The 18,195-nt window shown below is 69.6% G+C and carries 18 protein-coding genes; 12 read left to right on the top strand and 6 right to left on the bottom strand.

Translation table 11 applies throughout. The annotated features are described in order from the left end of the window. Positions 1-12: 12 nt before the first annotated feature. From SNOUR_RS19940 to SNOUR_RS19890, 11 genes are all read left to right on the top strand, one after another. A complete protein-coding gene (locus tag SNOUR_RS19940; protein ID WP_067349051.1) occupies positions 13-3,951 on the top strand; it encodes a phage tail tape measure protein in 3,939 nt (1,312 codons plus the stop codon). Positions 3,952-3,960: 9 nt separating this feature from the next. Further along, on the top strand, positions 3,961-4,863 hold the full coding sequence (locus SNOUR_RS19935; RefSeq protein WP_067349048.1) for a phage distal tail protein: 903 nt from the start codon (positions 3,961-3,963) through the stop codon (positions 4,861-4,863). A gap of 25 nt (positions 4,864-4,888) precedes the next feature. Further along, positions 4,889-5,917 (top strand): hypothetical protein, encoded by a 1,029-nt coding sequence (locus SNOUR_RS19930; RefSeq protein ID WP_067349046.1) that lies wholly within the window; start codon positions 4,889-4,891, stop codon positions 5,915-5,917. 33 nt (positions 5,918-5,950) lie between these two features. Beyond that, the gene (locus SNOUR_RS19925; RefSeq protein ID WP_079142788.1) at positions 5,951-7,057 is read left to right on the top strand and encodes a hypothetical protein; all 1,107 of its coding nucleotides are present in this window, start codon (positions 5,951-5,953) and stop codon (positions 7,055-7,057) included. A gap of 16 nt (positions 7,058-7,073) precedes the next feature. After that, a complete protein-coding gene (locus SNOUR_RS19920) occupies positions 7,074-7,274 on the top strand; it encodes a hypothetical protein (RefSeq protein ID WP_067349040.1) in 201 nt (66 codons plus the stop codon). Between the two features lie 116 nt (positions 7,275-7,390). Next, positions 7,391-8,710 carry a peptidoglycan-binding protein gene (locus tag SNOUR_RS19915; protein WP_067349038.1) on the top strand — a complete coding sequence of 440 codons (1,320 nt, stop codon included), beginning with the start codon at positions 7,391-7,393 and terminating at the stop codon, positions 8,708-8,710. Beyond that, complete coding sequence (locus SNOUR_RS19910; RefSeq protein ID WP_067349035.1) at positions 8,707-8,943, top strand: hypothetical protein; 237 nt, start codon at positions 8,707-8,709, stop codon at positions 8,941-8,943. Before SNOUR_RS19915 ends, SNOUR_RS19910 begins: the two co-directional genes overlap by 4 nt. A gap of 19 nt (positions 8,944-8,962) precedes the next feature. Beyond that, positions 8,963-9,184: a hypothetical protein gene (locus SNOUR_RS19905; protein WP_067349032.1), complete on the top strand. Its 222-nt coding sequence runs from the start codon at positions 8,963-8,965 to the stop codon at positions 9,182-9,184. A gap of 220 nt (positions 9,185-9,404) precedes the next feature. Further along, entirely contained in the window at positions 9,405-9,722 is a 318-nt protein-coding gene (locus SNOUR_RS19900; RefSeq protein ID WP_067349030.1) for a WXG100 family type VII secretion target, read from the top strand. Then, positions 9,722-11,032, top strand: coding sequence for a WXG100-like domain-containing protein (locus SNOUR_RS19895; RefSeq protein WP_067349027.1), 1,311 nt, complete (start codon positions 9,722-9,724; stop codon positions 11,030-11,032). The genes SNOUR_RS19900 and SNOUR_RS19895 overlap by 1 nt, the downstream gene beginning before the upstream one ends. Positions 11,033-11,042: 10 nt before the next feature. Then, the gene (locus SNOUR_RS19890; RefSeq protein ID WP_067349025.1) at positions 11,043-11,573 is read left to right on the top strand and encodes a hypothetical protein; all 531 of its coding nucleotides are present in this window, start codon (positions 11,043-11,045) and stop codon (positions 11,571-11,573) included. A gap of 81 nt (positions 11,574-11,654) precedes the next feature. On the opposite strand, the gene SNOUR_RS19885 is transcribed toward SNOUR_RS19890, so the two are convergent. From SNOUR_RS19885 to SNOUR_RS46245, 5 genes are all read right to left on the bottom strand, one after another. Beyond that, the gene (locus tag SNOUR_RS19885) at positions 11,655-12,233 is read right to left on the bottom strand and encodes a GNAT family N-acetyltransferase (RefSeq protein ID WP_067349023.1); all 579 of its coding nucleotides are present in this window, start codon (positions 12,231-12,233) and stop codon (positions 11,655-11,657) included. Further along, positions 12,226-12,828, bottom strand: coding sequence for a lasso peptide biosynthesis B2 protein (locus SNOUR_RS43150; RefSeq protein ID WP_079143484.1), 603 nt, complete (start codon positions 12,826-12,828; stop codon positions 12,226-12,228). The genes SNOUR_RS19885 and SNOUR_RS43150 overlap by 8 nt, the downstream gene beginning before the upstream one ends. A 10-nt stretch (positions 12,829-12,838) precedes the next feature. Beyond that, positions 12,839-14,536 (bottom strand): albusnodin/ikarugamycin family macrolactam cyclase, encoded by a 1,698-nt coding sequence (locus SNOUR_RS19880; RefSeq protein WP_099055710.1) that lies wholly within the window; start codon positions 14,534-14,536, stop codon positions 12,839-12,841. A gap of 74 nt (positions 14,537-14,610) precedes the next feature. Further along, the gene (locus SNOUR_RS47200; RefSeq protein WP_167739059.1) at positions 14,611-14,751 is read right to left on the bottom strand and encodes a hypothetical protein; all 141 of its coding nucleotides are present in this window, start codon (positions 14,749-14,751) and stop codon (positions 14,611-14,613) included. A gap of 601 nt (positions 14,752-15,352) precedes the next feature. Further along, entirely contained in the window at positions 15,353-15,565 is a 213-nt protein-coding gene (locus SNOUR_RS46245; RefSeq protein ID WP_159425881.1) for a hypothetical protein, read from the bottom strand. A gap of 278 nt (positions 15,566-15,843) precedes the next feature. On the opposite strand from SNOUR_RS46245, the gene SNOUR_RS19875 reads away from it, so the two are divergent. Further along, positions 15,844-17,178 (top strand): NsdA family TPR-like regulatory protein, encoded by a 1,335-nt coding sequence (locus tag SNOUR_RS19875; protein ID WP_067349018.1) that lies wholly within the window; start codon positions 15,844-15,846, stop codon positions 17,176-17,178. 16 nt (positions 17,179-17,194) lie between these two features. Here the strand turns inward: SNOUR_RS19875 and SNOUR_RS19870 are convergent, their stop codons facing one another. Beyond that, a complete protein-coding gene (locus SNOUR_RS19870) occupies positions 17,195-18,190 on the bottom strand; it encodes a hypothetical protein (RefSeq protein ID WP_159425880.1) in 996 nt (331 codons plus the stop codon). Positions 18,191-18,195: the final 5 nt, after the last annotated feature.

Raw genomic sequence — 18,195 nt, 5'->3', positions numbered from 1 at the left:
GAAGAACGCCCCATGGCGGAGCGCTCCATAACCGTCCTCGTCCGCGCCAACACCGCCGACTACGCGGCAGGTATGGCCCAGGCCGCGGCCCGCACCCGGGCTCTGGCCGACGCCGCCCGCTTCGCCGGCGCGGGTGTGCGGGGCATGGAGGGTCATGCCCGCCGGGCCCGCGGCGGCCTGAACCAGGTCGCGCAGGGGGCGGCGACTTCCGAGCGCTCCCTCAGTGCCCTCGGCACTACCGGCACCGGCGCGCTGGGCTCCCTGCGCGGCGGCATCACCAGCGCAATGGCGCCGATGGCCGGCTTCGCTGCGCTCATGGGCACCGGCCTCGGCTTGGCCACAGTCATCGAGCAGGGGAACCAGTTCAACACCACGGTGGAGAGCTGGGGCGTGATCACGGGGGCCACCCGCGACGAGTTGCAGCAGATGCGCACGACCGCCAAGGCTCTGGGCAACGACATGGACCTGCCCAAGTCGACCGCGGCGGACGCCGCCCAGGCGATGCTGGAGCTGTCGAAGTCCGGCTTCACAGCAAGGGATTCGATGGCCTCGGCCCGGGACACCATCGTCCTGGCGACCGCGGCCGAGGTCGAGATCGGCGACGCCGCGATGATGGCCTCGGACATGATGCAGCAGTTCGGGCTGTCGGCGAAGGAGACGGCGCGCGTTACCGACACGCTCACCAACGCGGCCAACGCCTCCTCGATCTCCCTGGTCGACGTCTACAACTCGATGAAGTACGCGGGCCCGCCGGCCAAGGCCCTGAAGATCTCGCTGGAGGACGTGGCGACCGCGATCGCCGGTATGGGCAACGCGGGCGTCAAGGGGGAGATGGCCGGTACCCAGCTGCGCGGCTCCCTGTCCCGGCTGGCCAAGCCCACCCGGCAGATGCACCAGGCGATGAAGAAGCTGAGCCTGGTCGCCTTCGACCAGGAGGGCCGCTTCAAGGGCCTCCGGCACGTCACCGAAACGCTCACCAAGGCGAAGAAGAACCTCTCGGACAAGGAGTTCATCGCCGCCACCCAGGCCACCTTCGGCATGGAGGCCTACACGGGCTGGGTGGCCATTGCCGAGCAGGGCCTGGGTGTCTGGGACAAGAACGCCGCCAAGATCCGCGAACAGGGCTCTGCGCTGGAGCTGGCCCGGGCCAAGACCAAGGGGCTGGGCGGCGCGATGGCCGGCCTACAGTCCCAGCTCACCGCTGCCGGAACCGCGATCTACGAGAGCATCGCCCCGCCGCTGGAGAAGGGCACGCGGGCCGTAGGGAACCTGGTCAACAAGGCCATCCCGCTCATCCCCGCTGCCTTCAACAAGGCCAAGGAGGCTGTGACCGGTTTCGCCGGCCTGGTCGGCGACGCGTTCCACACCGTCGAGCCGGCGCTGATGCCGGTCGTGTCGACCGTCGGCAGCGCTGCGTCCGCCTTCGCCTCCCTGCCCGGCCCGATCATGGCCTCCGTAGCCGCATCCGCCGGCATCGTGCTCATGCGCAACCGCATCCAGTCCATGGGCAGCTCGATCGCGGCCATCCCGGGACAGTTCCGGGACGCCGCCCGAGCCTCACAGACCATGACCACCTCCACCGCCGCGGGGACGATCCAGCTGGGCCGATTCGGGCAGGCCGTCGGCGCGATCGGACAACGCGTTCCGATCATCGCCCAGATGCAGTCCGCGTTCATCAACTCCGCTGTGGGAGCGAACCGGTTCGGGCGCACCGCAGGGACGGCCGCCGCCGCGACCGTGGGTCTGCGCGCCGCCGGCGCCGGACTCGTTGGGCTCCTCGGCGGCCCGATGGGCGTCGCACTCACCGGGGCCACCCTGGCCGCCGGACTGTGGGCGGACGCCAACGCCAAGGCGAAGGAGAAGGCCGCCGAGCACGCCGAGAGCGTGGCCCGCTTCAAGGACGCGCTCCTGGAGTCCAACGGCGCCATCTCCAGCAACGTCAAGTCCTTGGTCATCCAGGAGATGCAGCAGACCAAGGTCGGCGACACCGGCAAGAACATGCTGCGGGTCGCCGATGACCTCGGCATCGCGCACCGCCGTCTGTACGACGCGGTGATGACCAACGGCCCCGCCTACAACGACCTCAAGGTCCGCCTCCAGGACGTGGTGAAGGAAGGCACCAGCTATAACACCACGCAGTACAACACCCAGGTCGTCCAGACCGCGGCGGCGAAGTCCGCACAGCGGCTCCTCGACGAACTCGGGGTGCTGCGCGGCAAGTTCACCGAGGGACGCGACGGCGCCGAGGAGTACCGCAAGGCCCTGTCCGAGGCCACCCCGTACACCTCCACCCTGACCGACGCGCTCAAGAAGCTCGGCGACTCCTCGGCCAGCGCCGCGGACAAGACCAGCGCGCTCAAGCAGGCTCTGGACATCCTTCAGGGCAAGCAGCAGGACGCCCAGCAGGCCACCGACTCTCACCGCCGGGCCGTGCGCGAACACCAGGAGGCCGTCAAGCAGGCCGCCAAGGACACGGCCGTATGGGGCAACGCCCTGCTGGACAGCAAGGGCGCCCTCGATGTCTCGCACAAGGCGGCCGACGGCCTGAAGACCAGCCTGGACCGGCTGAAGGAGGCCGCGCTCGCCCAGGCGCAGGCGGCCTACGAATCGGGCGAGTACAACGGCACGAAGTACACCTCCGGACTCAAGGCCGCCGAGGCCGCGATGAAGGACAACCGCGACGCCGCCCTCCAGATGGCCCGTGACTACGGCATCAGCAGGAACAAGGCCGAACAGCTGGTCAACCAGCTCGGCCTCATCCCCGCCGATGTGAAGTCCGTCCTCACCCTGGCCGGCGCCGGCACGGTCACCCGCGAACTCGCCGGGATCAAGCAGCTGCTCGACCAGCAGAAGGACCGCAAGGTCATCACGGTCCAGGCCCTCACCAAGGACGCCGAGGGCCTGCTCACCCAGCTCGGCTTCAAGGTGGAACGGCTGCCCGACGGCACGGTCAAGATCACGGCCCAGACCGCGGAAGCCTGGGAAGCGCTCCGGAAACTCAACGGCGCCGAACTGGCCGACAAGGTCCAGAAGCTCAAGGGGGACGCGTCCGATGCGAAGGCCAAGCACGCGGAAGTCAACGGCCTGACCCTCGGCGACAAGATCCAGAAGTTCAACGGCGATGCCTCGGGCGCCCTGCGCAAGCAGGCCGATGCCATCCGCAAGGGCCAGGAACTCGAAGCCCAGAACCCGACGCAACACCTACGCGGAGACGGCAGCGGCGCCTCCTCGGCACGCCAGTCCGCCTACCGCGGCGGCGCCCAGCTGAACAACGCGGTCTTCACCCAGCACCTGTCCGGCGACGAGTCCGGCGCCCGCCAAGCGCGTCTGACCGCCCAGGCCGGCGGCAACCAGCTGGAACGCGACCGCAAGACCCAGCACATCGACGGCGACAACTCCGCCGCCTGGTCGGCCATCCGCGCGATCACCAGCTTCGTCATGCCGACCAAGACGATCAGCATCGTCGCGGACGTGGTCGGCAAGGCCAAGGAACTCCTGGGGTTCTCCGCGGGCGGCATCGTCGAGGCGTACGCCGACGGCGGCATCCGGGGCGTGCGCGCCCCGCGCCGAGCGGAAGCCCACAGCGCACAGATCGCGCACGCCGGCGCCTACCGGGTCTGGAGTGAACCGGAAACCGGCGGCGAGGCGTACATACCGCTCGGCCCGGCCAAGCGGGCCCGCTCGAAGAAGATCACCGAGGACGTGGTCGCCCGTTTCGGCGGGCAGGTGGCGTGGACGCCCACCGTGCGCCAGGCCGCCCCGGCGCCGGCGTTGCCCGCCCGGGTGCTGGACCAGATGGTGACGGCCATCGCCGGGGCGATCACCGCCGCGCCGGCCGGCCCGCAGGGGCCGGCGCTGCACGTCGAGCACTACTACCAGGCCGGGAGCGCTTCCGCCTCCCAGGTGGCCGCCGAACTCGACTGGAAGCTGCGCACCCGATTGGGGAGGTGAGGTGACACCGTGCCCAAGCCCCTCATCACCTTCCGCGGCCTGGTCCTCGATCACTCCCGGTTCGGCTGGCAGACCCTCACTGGCTGGGAAGACCTCCCAGCCCTGGACGCCGCCGACACCCTCCAGCCGGACGCCCACGGAGCCTGGCCCGGCCGTCTGCTGGCCCAGCCCCGCACCATCACCGTCGAGGGGATATCGATCCGGGCCCGCGGCGAGATCGGCGCGGCCGTGGCGGAGCTGAACGCGGCCACGGCCGTGCGGGACACCGAGGCCGAACTCGTCGTCGATCTCGACGAGCGCGGCCCCCTGGTGGCTTTCGCCCGGTGCATCCGGCGAAACCTTCCCGTGGACCGCTTCTACGCCGCCAGTGGCATCACCCAGGCCACCGCCGCCCTGCAATTCGAGGCGACCGATCCGCGGCGCTACGGCATCACTGCCCACAGCCTGTGGACGCTCGTACCCCAACGCGAGCCGGGGCTGGCCTGGGAACGCCCGATGTTCGGCAAGATCGGCGAACTGGACTGGGGGAGCGGAGCGGACACCGGCCTGGAGTGGGGGCAGCCAGGATCCACCGGACGCATCACCGCCGTGAACGCGGGCACCGCCCCGGTCCACCCCCACATCACCTTCACCGGCCCGCTCGATCGCCCGGTCCTCACGCACCAGCAGACCGGCCGCTCCCTCGCCTACGACCTGACGCTCGCCGCCGGCGAGCCCCTGACCGTGGACTCCGTCGCCGGCACGGTCCAGCTCGGCCCGGGCGCCTCCCGCCTCCACACGGCCACGGCCGACAGCAGCCCCGAACGCACCTTCGTCCTGGCCCCGGGCGAGAACACCCTCGCCCTCCGCGACCAGTCCCTCGCCAACACCACCGGCACCGTGAACGTGACCTGGCGCGACGCCTACTGGTAACCACCCACCCCGAGGAGAGAACACGATGGCGGTACGCGCCGCATGGCTCACCACCCGAGGCGACAGCGCCGGAGGGCAGACTCGCGAGGACACCCGCCGCGTGCCGCTCGGGACGATGACGCCCGTCGGCGAGTGGCAGACCGACCCCGGAGTCCTCCCCGGCGCCGGCGGCGACGAGGCCGTGATCGGCGGGCTGCGCCTGTACCGCACCGGCCCTATGACCTGCCGCATCCTCGGCGGGCGGGCCGTCGTACAAGGAACCCTTGAACAGGGCGCCTACCCGGTGCTCGTCGACAGCCCGGTCCACCTGACCGTCGAGAACGGCGACGCCACCAACCCCCGCGTCGACCTGGTCGCCCTGCGCGTCTACGACGACCCCTACGACTCCAGCGGCCGGACCGAAGCCACGGTCGAAATCCTCCAGGGCATCCCCGACCCCCGCCCCAAGCCTCCCGAAGTCCCGCCGTGCGCGATCCCGTTGTACGAGATCGCGGTTCCGGCCGGGGCGTCGGCGGGCAGCGGGGGCATCGACTGGGGCAGCGCCCTACGCGATCGACGTCTCCCCACCGTGGCCGTCGGCGGCATCGTCCCCGCGGGCACGGCGGCCGGCCGCTACGCCGGGCAGTACCGGGACAACGGCCGAGCCCTGGAACGCTTCAACGGCCAGAGCTGGGGCAGTCCCCTGGAGGACACTGGCTGGCAGCCCTTGTCATTCGGCGGAGCCGTCCAGAACGTCAGCTACGCCCCTTGCCACATCCGCCGCATCGGGGGCGTCGTCTATCTGAGGGGCCGGGCAGAGAAGCGGCCCGGCTTGGCTGAATGGATCTGGCCCGACCAGCTGATCGCCCGCATACCCGAGGGGCTGCGCCCTTACGGGGGCGGCATCTTCACCTTCGCCGCGGCCCGGAACCGCATCGCGCAGTACGAGACCTGCCGCCTGGAGATCAAGGCCAACGGAGAGCTGTACTGCATGTCCGGCAATCCCAATACGCCGGCCACCGACGAGTTGCCCAAGTGGGTCTCCTTCGACGGCGTCTCCTACCCGGCCACCTGATCACCAGCCCCACCAGTGACGGGAGGTCGGCCGGTGACCGTCGCGTACCGCCTCATCTTCACCGACCTGGTGACCGACCAGCTCCTGGACGTGCTCCCCGCCACCCAGCTCGAACTCGACGACTGGATCGGCAAGACCGGCCAGCTCTCGGCCCAGATCGCGCTCCCCGACCCCCACGCCGCCGCCCGCGCCCGATCGGCCACCATCCCCGCACGCACCGCCGTGTGGGTTGAGCGTGACCGTGAAATCTGGTGGGGCGGCATCGTCTGGCAACGCATCCCGACGTCGGCCTCCCGCAACGAGCCCATGACCCTGGCCCTCCAGGCCGCGACCTTCGACTCCTACTTGGCGCGCCGGGAACTCGACTCCCCGATCCCGCCGTTCGTGCAGACCGATCAACTCGCCATCGCCCGTGCCCTCCTGGACAGAGTGCAGGAAGGGCCCGGCGCCGACATCGGCCTGGTGGCCATCGGTGACGCCGTCAGTGGCGTACTCCGCGACCGCACCTACGAATGGCACGACCTCCCGCGCTACCTCGACCTCCTCGACCAGCTCTCCCGCGTCGAGAACGGCTTCGAGTGGCGCGCCCGCGGCCGACGCGACGAGACGGGGCGCCGCGTCCGCGAACTGCTCCTCGGCTACCCACGCATCCGCTCCGCCTACACCGAGATCGTCCTGGACCACCCCGGCCCCGTGCTCCAGCACAAGCTGCCCGAGGACGCCACCGGTAAGGCCACCCACTGGACCAGCCGCGGCGCCACCCCCACCCCCAAGGGCGACGAGACGACCTACCCCCTGATCTCCCAGCCCCCGCCCCTGCTCACGGCCATCGAGGACGGTTGGCCGCGGCTGGACGGATCCAGCGATCACCTGACCGTCGAGCAGACCGCCACCCTCGACGAACACGCCCGCCACGACCTCGCCGACGCCTGGAACACCGACCCCATCCCGGAGATCACCGTCCAACTCGACGCCACGCCGATCACCCCCGCGATGCTCGGCGCCACCATCCGGCTGCGGATCCACGACGCCTGGCATCCCGACGGCGCCTCCATGCGCTACCGGCTCGTCGGCATGGCCGTCACACCACCGGACCGCACCACCCCGGAAACCGCCCGCCTCTATCTCAACCCTGCCTAGACACACGGGAGTTGCCATGGCTCGCCTCCCCGCAGACCTCCTCGACCGCCTGGCCGCCATCGAACGCCGCCTACGCATCGTCGAGGGCCGCTCCCAATTCCGGCCCACCACCCCGGATCCCCAAGTCCCCGCACTCTCAAGCCGAGTGAGCCGCATCGACGGCCGTCTCGCCACCCTCGAATACAGCCTGCGCTACCAGCCACCCGACGCGGACTGACCACCGCACGACCTACACGCACCCGGCCCCGAGGAGTACCTCGGGGCCATCTTCACGCCTGCCGTCCTGACGCCAGGAATCCGGCTGGCACGGAAGAGACATGGAGGACAGCACCCATGGGCACGACCTGGATACCCGGCGTCGAACGCCTGGGCAGCGGCTCCATCGGCGGAGCCATGGACTCGCCCGGACGCCCCGGACGCGTGGTGTGGCACACCACCGAGAGCAGTGCCGGCGACCAGGCATTCGATAGCGTCGCCCAGTACTTGACCCAGATCGCCGCCCAGCCGCACATCCTCTACGACCCGACCACCGACCGCCTCGGCCAGTTCGGACCGCTGGACGAGTCGGCCCGTGCCCTGCGCAACGACGGGTCCAGCCGCACCAACCGCACCGGCCGCGTGTGCATTCAGATCGAGGTCCTGGCCCGCGCCTCCCGACCGTTCACCGACTACTGGCGCCCCGGCCCGAACTTCCGGTCGCTGATGTCCGCCATCCGCTCCTGGGGCGTCCCCGACACCTTCCCCATGGGCGGCCCGGCACGTACCGCGTATGCCGCAACCAACCGGGACCGCACCGTCTGGCACGCCGAGGGTGGCCACTACGGCCACTGCCACGTTCCCGGCAACGACCACTGGGACCCCGGCGCCATCGACCCGGCCAGCCTCTTCCAGGCCGCACCGGGAACCGGCGGCAACCACGCCCGGCCCTCCGGCCCCACCTGGACGGTGAAGGCCGGGCAGACCCTGGGGGCTATCGCCGCAGCCGCGGGGGTCTCGCTCGGAGCGCTCCTCACCGCCAACCCCCAGATCCGGAACCCGAACGTCATTCACCCCGGCGACCGGATCACCGTCCCCGACCGCAACGATCACGAGAGTGCGAAGCCGGCCAACCCGGCCAAGCCCCGCCCACCGACCAAGCCTCACCGCCCACAGAACAGCCAGATCGGCGGCAAGACCTACGGCCCCGGCGGACATGGGAGCCACATCACGACCGTCGGCCAGGCCCTCGTCGCCCACGGCTTCGGCGGCTACTACCGCATAGGCCCCGGCCCCACCTGGACCGACGCGGACACCCGCGCCTACGCCGCCTGGCAGCGCTCCCTCGGCTTCCGCGGCCCGGACGCCGACGGCATCCCCGGCCCCACGTCCCTCCGCCGCCTCCTCGGCGGAGGCATCCACGCCAAGCCGCAGACCACACCGCCGTTCCCCGGCCGCGCGGCCGTCCGCTACGGCGCCCGCGGCCCGGCCGTCCTGAAGGTCGACCATGCCCTCATCCGACACAGCTACGGCCGCTACCTCACCTACGGCGCGTCTGCCTACTACGGCCACACCACCCGCGCCGGTGTGAAGGCGTTCCAGCGCGACCAGGGCTGGCGCGGCACCGACGCCGACGGCAACGTCGGGCCGATCACCTGGCGGAGGCTGATGCGATGAGCAACCGCGACCCCCTCGGCGTGACGATCGGCGCCCGCGAGATCTACGACGAGGTCGTCGGCCTCCGCGAAGACGTGCGCTCCGTCGTCCAGAACTCCGAAAGCGTCCGCGGCACCCTCACCGACCACGAAGACCGCCTCCGAGCGCTGGAGCGCTGGAAGTACGCCCTGCCCCTGGCCCTACTCACCGCCCTCGGCACAGCAGCGGCCGAACTCCTCCGCGCCCTTCCCTAACCACACCCATGGAGCCCACGTGCGCGAGACCCTCCGCAACAACCCAGTGATGGTCCGCTCGATCATCGTCGCCCTGCTGTCCCTCCTCGGGACCGCCGTGCCGGCTCTGGCCGACATCGCGGTCAACGAAGCCGTGATCGGTGCCGGCGTCGCCCTTGCTTCCGTCTGGCTGGGCCTTGGTGCCCACCAACGTGTCACACCCACGCACAAGATCCAGCTCCGTGACGACATTCAAAGGTGATCGAATCAAGCCATCGGTGAATGACCCCCTACCGGCTTCCGGCCGGTGGGGGGCCGCAGTCGTGTCCGGGGTTAGCCCCTCGGGCAGCGCTTCTCTGTGGCTGGATTGCGCTCCCACCAGGGCTGTTGTCAGTGCTGTATGCGATCGTCGCCACCTGGAGCCGGGAGTAGCGCACCGGCTCGCGACGGTTACGAGGCGAGGGCCAAGGGGGAGGCAAGGCATGGCTGGCGACGGCTTTGACATAGACACTGACCAACTCAAGTCCGCCGCTCCGACGTTCCACCGGGAGTCTGTTGCCCTGGAGAGGGCGGCGGCCAAGCTCCGGCATGCGCTCGGCGGGCTGGGGGAACCGTGGGGCAGTGACGAGCAGGGCAAGAAGTTCGAGCACGTCTACGCCCCACATCGGTCGGAGATCGAGAAAGCGACCACGGCCCTGGTCAAGGGCCTGTCCAGCATCACCAAGGCCATGAACGACATGGCGGCCAACCATGAGGAGGCGGACCGGTCGGCCAAGTCCGGCTTTAAGGGCGGTGCGTGATGAGCGCTGCCGACAAAGCCAAGGAGATCGTCCAAGACCTCACGGGCATGTGGTGGCCGGAGGGCGACGAGGACGAACTCCGGGAAGCCGCCCGCGCCTGGCGCGCCTTCGCCGACGATGTAGAGGACTGCACGGCCGCCTGCCACAAAAAGGCCCAGGACGTCATCGACAACAACAAGGGCGCCGGCATCGAGGCGTTCGGCGCGTTCTGGAAGAAGTACCACGGCGGTGGCAAGGGCTACCTTGACGACGTCGCCACCGCCGCGCGGGACATGGCCAAGGCGCTGGACAAGTTCGCCGACCAGATCGCCGAGGCGAAGAAGAAGATCGAGCACGAGCTGGAGATCGCCGGGGCGGTGCTGGTGGCCGGCACGGCGCTGGCCATCTTCACCGGCGGTATCAGTGAGGTGGCCGCCGCGGGTGCCACCGAGGCGATCGTCGCCGCTGCCAGTACGGCAGGCGTGGCCGTCTCGGCAACCGTCGCCGAGATCGCCGGCACGGTGCTGGCGACGGCTGCCATCGGCAGCATCGGGTCGATCACGGTGGACGTGGTCGTCGCCCAGGGCGGTCGGAACCTGCTCGGGGACCAACACGGGATCAACGTCGCCGAGATCAAGGACGCCGGTGTGTCCGGCATGCTCATGGGCGGCGCCGCAGGCGGAGCCGCCCGCGGAGTCAAGGCGGTGGTGGACGCTGGCGGCGTCAAGAACCTCCTGGGCAACATGAAGCTGGACGGCTTGGGGCACCTCAACGTCTCACTGCCCAACCTTCAGATACAGCTGCCCAACTTGGGCGGCCCGCGCCTGGCGATGGCCGGTGAAGGGCCTGTCGGTCCGACCGGCCAGCCCCTGATGCGCAGCGTCGAGCGCGGCGGCGGAGGGGGAGGCCGGGCACCTCAAAAGCCAATCCCCCCGTACTGCAAGCCACTGGACAGCATGGGTCGGGCCACCGGCGTCGAAACGAAGATCACGCAAGACATGCTCGACACCGGTACCAAAGCTTCCCGCCGGGTGAAGCCACCGGGCTGGGAAGGGGAAGCTGCGGACCACACGCGCGGCCACCTGCTAGCGCGGTCCCTGGGTGGCGACGGCAGGTCGGAAGCAAACATTGCGATCATGTACGACAAGGCCAACAACGAGGCCATGAAGGACATAGAGCTGCAAATCTATGACACCGTGAAGAACAAGGGGCCTGTGGATTACTTTGCTACCCCTGTCTACGCACATCCGGGTGATCTCATCCCTGCCGGTATCCACATCGAGGCGACGGGCTCCGGGCTGAACATCAACCAGACGATCATCAACAAGTAGTAGGTGGGGCATGTCTGATCTGGATCTCTTGGCGTCATTTCCCGCGTATGGCGATGGAGGCCCGGTCCTGAACGATTGGGACGACGCGGAGAAGAGCCTCGGTGTGGTTTTCCCTGAGCACTTCAAGCGTTTCGTGGGCATCTTCGGTGGCGCTAAGTTCGACGACTTCTTGCGTGTCTACCGCGCTGGAGCAGAGAATCAGAACGTGGACCTGGTCCACCGGACACTGGCCGCACGCGACACAATGGAAAAGACGCGTCCGGAGATCCGGGATCTGCTGATGGAGCGAGGCTCCAGTCCGTCCGAGCTTGTTCGTTGGGGAGGCACGGACAACGCGGATCTGTGCTTCTTGATCCCGAATGAGGATCCGGACCGGTGGGCCGTCCTCACAGTGATCGGCCGGGGCGACGAATACGACCTGTACGAAGGCCCTGTGGAGAGCTACCTTCTGCGTGTCCTGCAGGGCGACATCGTGAGCGAGGTATTCCCCGAAGACTTCCCCGACGAGGAACCCAGCTACGAGCGCAACCCGTGGATCTAGCGGGTGCAGCGGCGCGCCTCCGATCCGGCCATGTGCCGGATCGGAGGCGCCTTTTCGCATTGTGGCCAGCCCGCTCTGACCTTAGGAGGACGTGCGAGCTCCGACGGCAGCGGATACGGCAGAAGGCCCAGGAAAGTCCTCCGGCAGCGCATCCATGATCAGCTCGTCGGCGCGCTGCCCGAGCCAGAACCCCGACCGCCGGAGTCGTCCGGCCGGTCGGAACCCGGCCTTCTCGTAGGCCGTGATGCCAGCCTGATTGGGTTCAAGGACCTTGAGCCACACCATGTCCAGCGAGCTGATGTGGAACGCCCAGTCGAGCGTCAGGAGGGTCGCTTCGGCTGCATAGCCCTTCCCCCGCGCCTCGGGGGCGATGAGCATGATGTATTCCGCATTGCGGACGGCCTGGTCGACGTACAGGACCGTCATCCCGACCGGTTCGTTGTCCTCAAGTCGGATGACCTCGAACGCGGGGCGTTGCCCGTTGCGGGCCTGCCCGTCCCAACCGGCGGCGCGGGCTTCCCAGCTCTGCGGCATCTGGTTGCCGTAGCCGAGGATCGTCCGAGGGTTGTTCTCCCACCGGTGGTACGTGGGCAGCATGTCCTGGCGCGGCAGGCCGAGGGCGAGCCGGTCACCGGGGAGAACGATGTGGGGGTCACTCACGGTGTGCCTCCTTCGCGGCCCTGGGGGATCCGGGGCCGTCGGGCGTGTAGATCGGGGTGTAGAGGGACGTCTCGGCCGGCTCCTCAACCGGTCGTCCTTCCTGGTCAGCTATCCATGCGTGAAGCCGTACCGGGTCCGCGGCGAATCCGTGCCGCCACTCTGCCCGGCGTCCGGCACTCGCCAGCAGCAGCGCGACGGCGGCCGACTGCTCCAGACAGGCCCACCGCGCAGGGACGAGGCGCGATGCCCTGCGGACGGCACGAACGGCATGCACGGCTTGCACCTTCGTAGCGGGCGGAAGGCCACTACCGCAGCATCCAAGCCGAACCAGGCGGCGGAATCGCCCCTGTTTGGGGCCGATCACCCGAACGGCTACGGTCGCGATCAGTACCGGCATGGCGGCGAGCCACCACCGCGTGGGCACGGGCCCAGGCGTGGGAAGCACCGCCGGGACTTCCACGGTCCCCCATGATGGGGCAGCTGCACCGTGCCGCACTACCACGCCGGCTTCCCCTACATGTGCCGTCAGACGTCGTAACTCAGTACGCCCAGTTCGGTAGTTGACGATCACACACGAGTGATCGGTGAGCACCATCACGGTATCGCTATCGGCCACTGGAGCCGCGCCTCCTCTCGTGCCACCCGGCTACGGGTGCCCGGTCGATGGCAGCGAGCCACATCTCCGCATTCAGCGTGGGCAGCAGCGCTGGCCAAGCCGTCTCGGCGCCGAGAGCGGCAGCATGCACAGCCGCTCGCAACGGCCCAGGAGTGACAAGACCGAGCCCGGCCAGCCGCCCCTCGGCGAGATCAAGTACACGACGTAAGTTCATCCGCATGCCGCGGTGAAACTCGCCGACGAAGACCCCCTTGGTCCGGCGGTGTCGAACGGCTTGGGGCAGGAGCGGGCCGACAGCATCGGCGAGCAGCGGTTTGTACCGGCTGACGGAACAACGCTCCCGCGGCGGCGCCGACATGACGGCATCGACGACCCGGCCATCGAGGTAGGGGTTGTGCAGCTCGACCCCGAGCGAGTCGGCGAGTTGTTGCTCGGTATGAGCTGACCGTGCCACGTAGCGCACTTCGGCAAGCAGCGCCGAATTGGACGTGCTCTCCACGGCGGGCAAGGTTCGCCGATCCGGTGCCGCCGCGGTGACCCACGCCGGCCGTTGGCCCCCGCCTCCGACCAGCGCGAACGTGTTGCGACGCACCGCTGCTCTCACCAGGCCCCATGGGCTCACCCGACGAAGCAAGGCCCACGCCTGCGCATCGGCAACGAGGCGGCCCCATTGCCCGGCGCGGGCCAGCTCGGACAGGTGCGTCGGCGGCGGCTGAAACAGCGTGTCCCCGCCATCTCCGGTCAGGTGGCAGGCGGCGCCGGCCTGACTGATCGCCCGCAGCTGCGCCGAACACCGCGCCCAGGTGATCGACGATGGCGCGGGCTCGTCCGTTGCTGGCAACTCCGCCTCCGCCTCACTCAGGGGAAGGTGCCGCTCGTCCAGCGGGAACAACACATGCCGCATCGCCGACAGCTCCTGGGCGAGAGCCCGGGCGTAGGCGACATCGCCGCCTTCCGCGGCTCCAGCCGGGTGCACGGTCATCCCCATCACCGGGCCTTCGAGCGCAGCCAGGACGGCAAGCGTGCTGGAGTCGAGCCCCGCGACATCCGACGAGACCGGCGCCCCGGCGGCGCGAGCCCGTACTCCTTCGACCAGGGCATCGCGTAGTGACGCTACGGCCTCACCGTAGGGCCGTCGCTTCCTCGTCCACCACGGTGAAACCCTCGCGACTTCCCCACTGTGCATGATGAGTTGGTGGCCAGCCGGGACGAGATCAACGCCGGCCCACGCGCTGTGCCCCCGCATTTCCCCCTGAACGTCGCATAGGTATGCAGCCAGCCAATCGGTATCCACCCGCCCGCCGGCCAACCCGGCCAGTGCCCGCGAACTGGACCCCCACACCACGCCGCCGGGCACGCGCGCCATGTACACCGGGGAGCCCCCAGCAGCATCGCTGACCACTTCGAGCACACCGTCGCTGCCGGCACGGACGATGGTGTGCGCTCCCGCCCAGCCGCCCCCGAATACGGCGGCCAGGTCCGGACTCGCCAGAGCGCGGGCGAGATCGCCTTCGGTCGCCGAGCACGGCCCGAACACAGCAAGCCGGCCGCCGCTGTCGGCGAGCGTGCGCACGAAACGGCGAGACCCGGCCCCCACGGTCCACAGGGGCGGATCGTCCCAGATGAACCGCACGCCAGCAGGAACAAGGGACCGCCCGCCGGGCGCGCATCCTCCGAACCAGTTCATTCCCCACCTTCCGTTCGCTGATTGCTGCAACGGAGCGGCGGCCCTCCCCTCAGGGAAGGCCGCCGCCGGGTTCATCAGCCGTACTGGTACCGCTTGTCCTCAGTGCTGGTGCCCTGGCCGCCCTGCGTCAGGGTGGCCGCGTTGTCGAGGACGATCACGGCGGGTGCGTCGTCGTCCACGCGCACCTGGTCGGGTGTCCGCTCGACCTGTGTCATCTGGTTCCTCCTCTCGGTGATCTCCGTGGAGCAACAGCCCCAGTGGTGGTACCGGCCCAGGGGCGGGGGCGTTCATCCCCTGGGCCCGCTCTGGAACCCGCTTCGGTACCGGTACGGTTCACCGCGAACGTCGGGGGTCTTCGCCCGCGGCCTGATGATCACCGGTACCGAAGCGGGGGTTCAGTGGGTTCGGGTCCCGAGCCCGTGGTCGGCTGCCGGTGGCTCAGCATCCGAAGCCACCGCCGAGGCCGGCGCCGGCCGGGCCAGATCGGACCCGATGGCGGTGCCGAGCGTCAGAACGGTCAAGACCTGGAGGACGTGCCATACCGCCTCTACGGGATCGATGGCCGGCATGTGTAACCGGCGCCGCCTCCTCGCCGATGCCGGCAGTGCCAGCCGGCCGTACCGTCGCCTGCGGCGGGTCATCGAGCCGCCCCCCTGCCGTATCGGCTGGGACGTGGCCGGCACCGGCGGCACCGGCACGGCGGGAAGGCCGCGCTCATGGGCGGCGGCTTCGCCCGGGCCAAGGGCGCCAGCACGACGACGGATCCGACCTTCGTGCGGGCCATCGTCTCGGGCGCCACCCGGTACACGTTGAGGGTCATCCCCGGCACGAGTCGCCGCCCAGCTCGAAATACGTCTTGAACACGTGCGCGGTCCAGCGGCACGGGTCGCCGTGCCGGGCGTAGAAGGCACGGGCCTCCGGCGTCACCGGACCCGTTACGGCCAAATTCGCGCGGAATCCGGCCTCCATCAGTGTGCAGCTACGCACGCTGTTCGCGGTCACACGCCGCGGGTTCTGTGCAGTGGACACGACGACGGTCCTCTCCATCAGGCGGATGTGGGGGCTGTTCCCGCCGGGAACGGGCAACTGGACGGGAACAGCCCCGCTGTCCCACCGCGGCCAATCCAGCTCTCCGCCAGGAGACCGGGAGTCAGGCCCGCCGCGGTGGTAGGCCCAGTGAACGCCCCGTGGCAGGGGCGTCGTAATCCCGTGCTGGGGCCCCCATGAGGGGTACACACCGTGGGGGGTGGGAGTACGCTCCGTGCGGGAAACGGGCCGTGACGAAACGTCATCATCTCGGGGGTGGGATGGAGTACCCGCTGTCACCGGCAGCATTGCCGCGTGCTCTGCTGGCCGATCCACGGTTAGGCCAGGCTCTTCAACGCCGCGATTTCGGGGCGGTGTTTGCTCTCGCCCACGAGGCGGCAGACATCAGTTACAACAAGATTTCCGAAGCGTGTGGGCTCAAGGCGGAACGGGTTGGAAAGCTCGCCCGGGGAGAGGGAGCGGTCACCACGCTCGCCGCAATCGAACGGATTGCAGACGGACTTCGCATTCCCGGGCGACACTTGGGCTTAGCTGCGCGACCCTGGGAGAGCCGCAACAGTGCCTCCCCTGCCCGCATGGAGCACGACGATGGAGACGATCGGATGAAGCGCCGCAACCTTCTGCGCGGCGCCCTCGCCGCCGGTCTTACCGGCGCCGGCGCCGCCGCGCTCACCGCTGCCCGTCAGGATCTCGATTCAGCTCTGACCGACCAACCCACCGCGGACCTGTCGTATTGGGAGTCCACAGCCGAACGGTACGGCTACGGCTACAACGGCAAGGCTCCTAGCAAGGTTCTGGCCGACCTGGTTCTCGACTTCGACGACATGAAACCGCTGTTCACGTCCTCCCAGACCATCAAGTCGCGGACGCGCATGTGCCATGTGACGGCGCAGATGGCGGGCATGACGGCCATCGTCCTGCATGATCTCGGCGACCACCGCGAGGCACACGCCTGGTTCCACACGGCTCGGCGCGCCGCCGGCGAGTCTGGCGATACCGGCCTCCACGCCTGGGCTTTGGCCCGTGAGGCCATGGTCCCGCTCAACTTCGGCGCCCCCGCTGCCGCAGCTGACCTTGCCGATAAGTCCCGCCATCTGGCGGGCGGCCATCCGTCAGCCGCGGCTGCACTCGCGTGCGCTGTCGCAGCCCGCGCCTATGCCGCCCGTGGCAACCGTGTCGCCGCGCTGACGGCCGTGTCCGAGGCCGAACACCTGATGGACCACCTCACCCCGCAGCAAGCCGCCGACACCTGGTTCGGCTACCCCGAGCAGAAACACCACGTCCATCTCAGCCAGGCGTTGACCATCCTCGGCGAGACGAAGCGCGCCTACGCCACGCAGGCCCGCGCGCTGGAGTTGTCCCGCAGTCCGAGCCTGATGACCCGCGCACTGATCTCCATCGACCGAGCCTCGTGCTTGGCCCACGACGGGGAGCCCGAGGAGGCCGCACGCGTCGCCGCACAAGCATTCGGGGAACTGCCAGCGGCCTACCGGACGGGCCTGACCCGTACCCGCGCACTCGCGCTGTACAGGGCCATCCGCACGTCACCGGGCGCGGGACAGCTGAAGGACGTCTTGGACGCGTCGGCGGTCTGAACCAGCCACGATCGCTTCACGCCGGCGCTCCTGCCCGCATGGCTGCGCGGGCCGCAGCAAACAGCGTGTGCCCTGCTCCGACGGTCACGGGCCTATCACCGGCCGTGGCCGTCTCGGCCTGCTGGCTGCGGCACGCCGTACACAGCCTCTCGTCGTTCACCGGCCGGAACAGCAGCGGCTGGAGATGCTCGCCGGCGCACTCCCGCATTGCGGCCACGCGTGGCGCTGCGGGCGCTGCCATCGCCCGCTGTTCGGCGAACGACGGCGCATCCGGCATCTTCCGCACCAGCCGATCGCGTGCCAGCGCCACCGGGCAGTGCACCGTCTCCGGCAGCCCGGACGTCAATGCCTCCCGGATATCCCGAATCGTGGCCCCGCGTTGCAGCCATTCACCCGCCAACGGCGCAAGCTGCCGAACCTCGCGCCCACCGAGCCGTAACCGGCGCTCATCGTGGGACACAGCAGCGAGGGCTTGAGCAGCGCGTTCCACCAACTCCTGCGGCATCGTTGGCGCGACGTCGGGCTCTGGCGCCGGGGTCTTCTCGTCGTTCGGGGACTGCCCGCCCTCCCGCCCGTCGTCCTTGGCCGCGTGGCCAAGGACGGGGGCCTGACCGTCGATCTGCTCGTCGGGGGAGGGTGGGTTGGGGATGTTCTCGACAGTGTTCTCAAGGGAACGGCCGACCGCCCGGCCCATCGGCTCACCGACGGCCGGAATCCCGTCCGCCGGTCGACCGTCGCGCACCCCGGCGGCCTCGGCTGCACCGAGCGGCACGTTGGAGACGAGCTGGACGGTGGACCAGCGGCCTGCCGGACCCTGGCGACGCCACTCGTGCAGATAGCCCTCGGCGGACAGTTCCCGCTTCGCGCGGATGAACGCCGTCTTCTTGATCCCGGCCCGCTTCGCCGTCGTGGACAGCGGCTCGTCGACGCCGTCCGGCAGCGACAGCTGCCAGGTCAGCAGGCGTACGGCGTCCGACGACAGGCGGGGGTGGCGAATGATGTCGTTGGGCACCTGCG

This window comes from Streptomyces noursei ATCC 11455, from assembly GCF_001704275.1.
GTDB lineage: Bacteria > Actinomycetota > Actinomycetes > Streptomycetales > Streptomycetaceae > Streptomyces > Streptomyces noursei.
This window is presented reverse-complemented; position numbering and strand designations above follow the sequence as displayed.

Excerpts from the sequence above, each read along its gene's own strand:
- SNOUR_RS19940 (WP_067349051.1), top strand. The coding sequence starts at position 13 with ATGGCGGAGCGCTCCATAACCGTCCTCGTCCGCGCCAACACCGCCGAC.
- SNOUR_RS19930 (WP_067349046.1), top strand. The coding sequence starts at position 4,889 with ATGGCGGTACGCGCCGCATGGCTCACCACCCGAGGCGACAGCGCCGGA.
- SNOUR_RS19920 (WP_067349040.1), top strand. The coding sequence starts at position 7,074 with ATGGCTCGCCTCCCCGCAGACCTCCTCGACCGCCTGGCCGCCATCGAA.
- SNOUR_RS19915 (WP_067349038.1), top strand. The coding sequence starts at position 7,391 with ATGGGCACGACCTGGATACCCGGCGTCGAACGCCTGGGCAGCGGCTCC.
- SNOUR_RS19910 (WP_067349035.1), top strand. The coding sequence starts at position 8,707 with ATGAGCAACCGCGACCCCCTCGGCGTGACGATCGGCGCCCGCGAGATC.
- SNOUR_RS19900 (WP_067349030.1), top strand. The coding sequence starts at position 9,405 with ATGGCTGGCGACGGCTTTGACATAGACACTGACCAACTCAAGTCCGCC.
- SNOUR_RS19895 (WP_067349027.1), top strand. The coding sequence starts at position 9,722 with ATGAGCGCTGCCGACAAAGCCAAGGAGATCGTCCAAGACCTCACGGGC.
- SNOUR_RS19890 (WP_067349025.1), top strand. The coding sequence starts at position 11,043 with ATGTCTGATCTGGATCTCTTGGCGTCATTTCCCGCGTATGGCGATGGA.
- SNOUR_RS43150 (WP_079143484.1), bottom strand. The coding sequence starts at position 12,828 with ATGGTGCTCACCGATCACTCGTGTGTGATCGTCAACTACCGAACTGGG.
- SNOUR_RS19880 (WP_099055710.1), bottom strand. The coding sequence starts at position 14,536 with ATGAACTGGTTCGGAGGATGCGCGCCCGGCGGGCGGTCCCTTGTTCCT.
- SNOUR_RS47200 (WP_167739059.1), bottom strand. The coding sequence starts at position 14,751 with ATGACACAGGTCGAGCGGACACCCGACCAGGTGCGCGTGGACGACGAC.
- SNOUR_RS19875 (WP_067349018.1), top strand. The coding sequence starts at position 15,844 with ATGGAGTACCCGCTGTCACCGGCAGCATTGCCGCGTGCTCTGCTGGCC.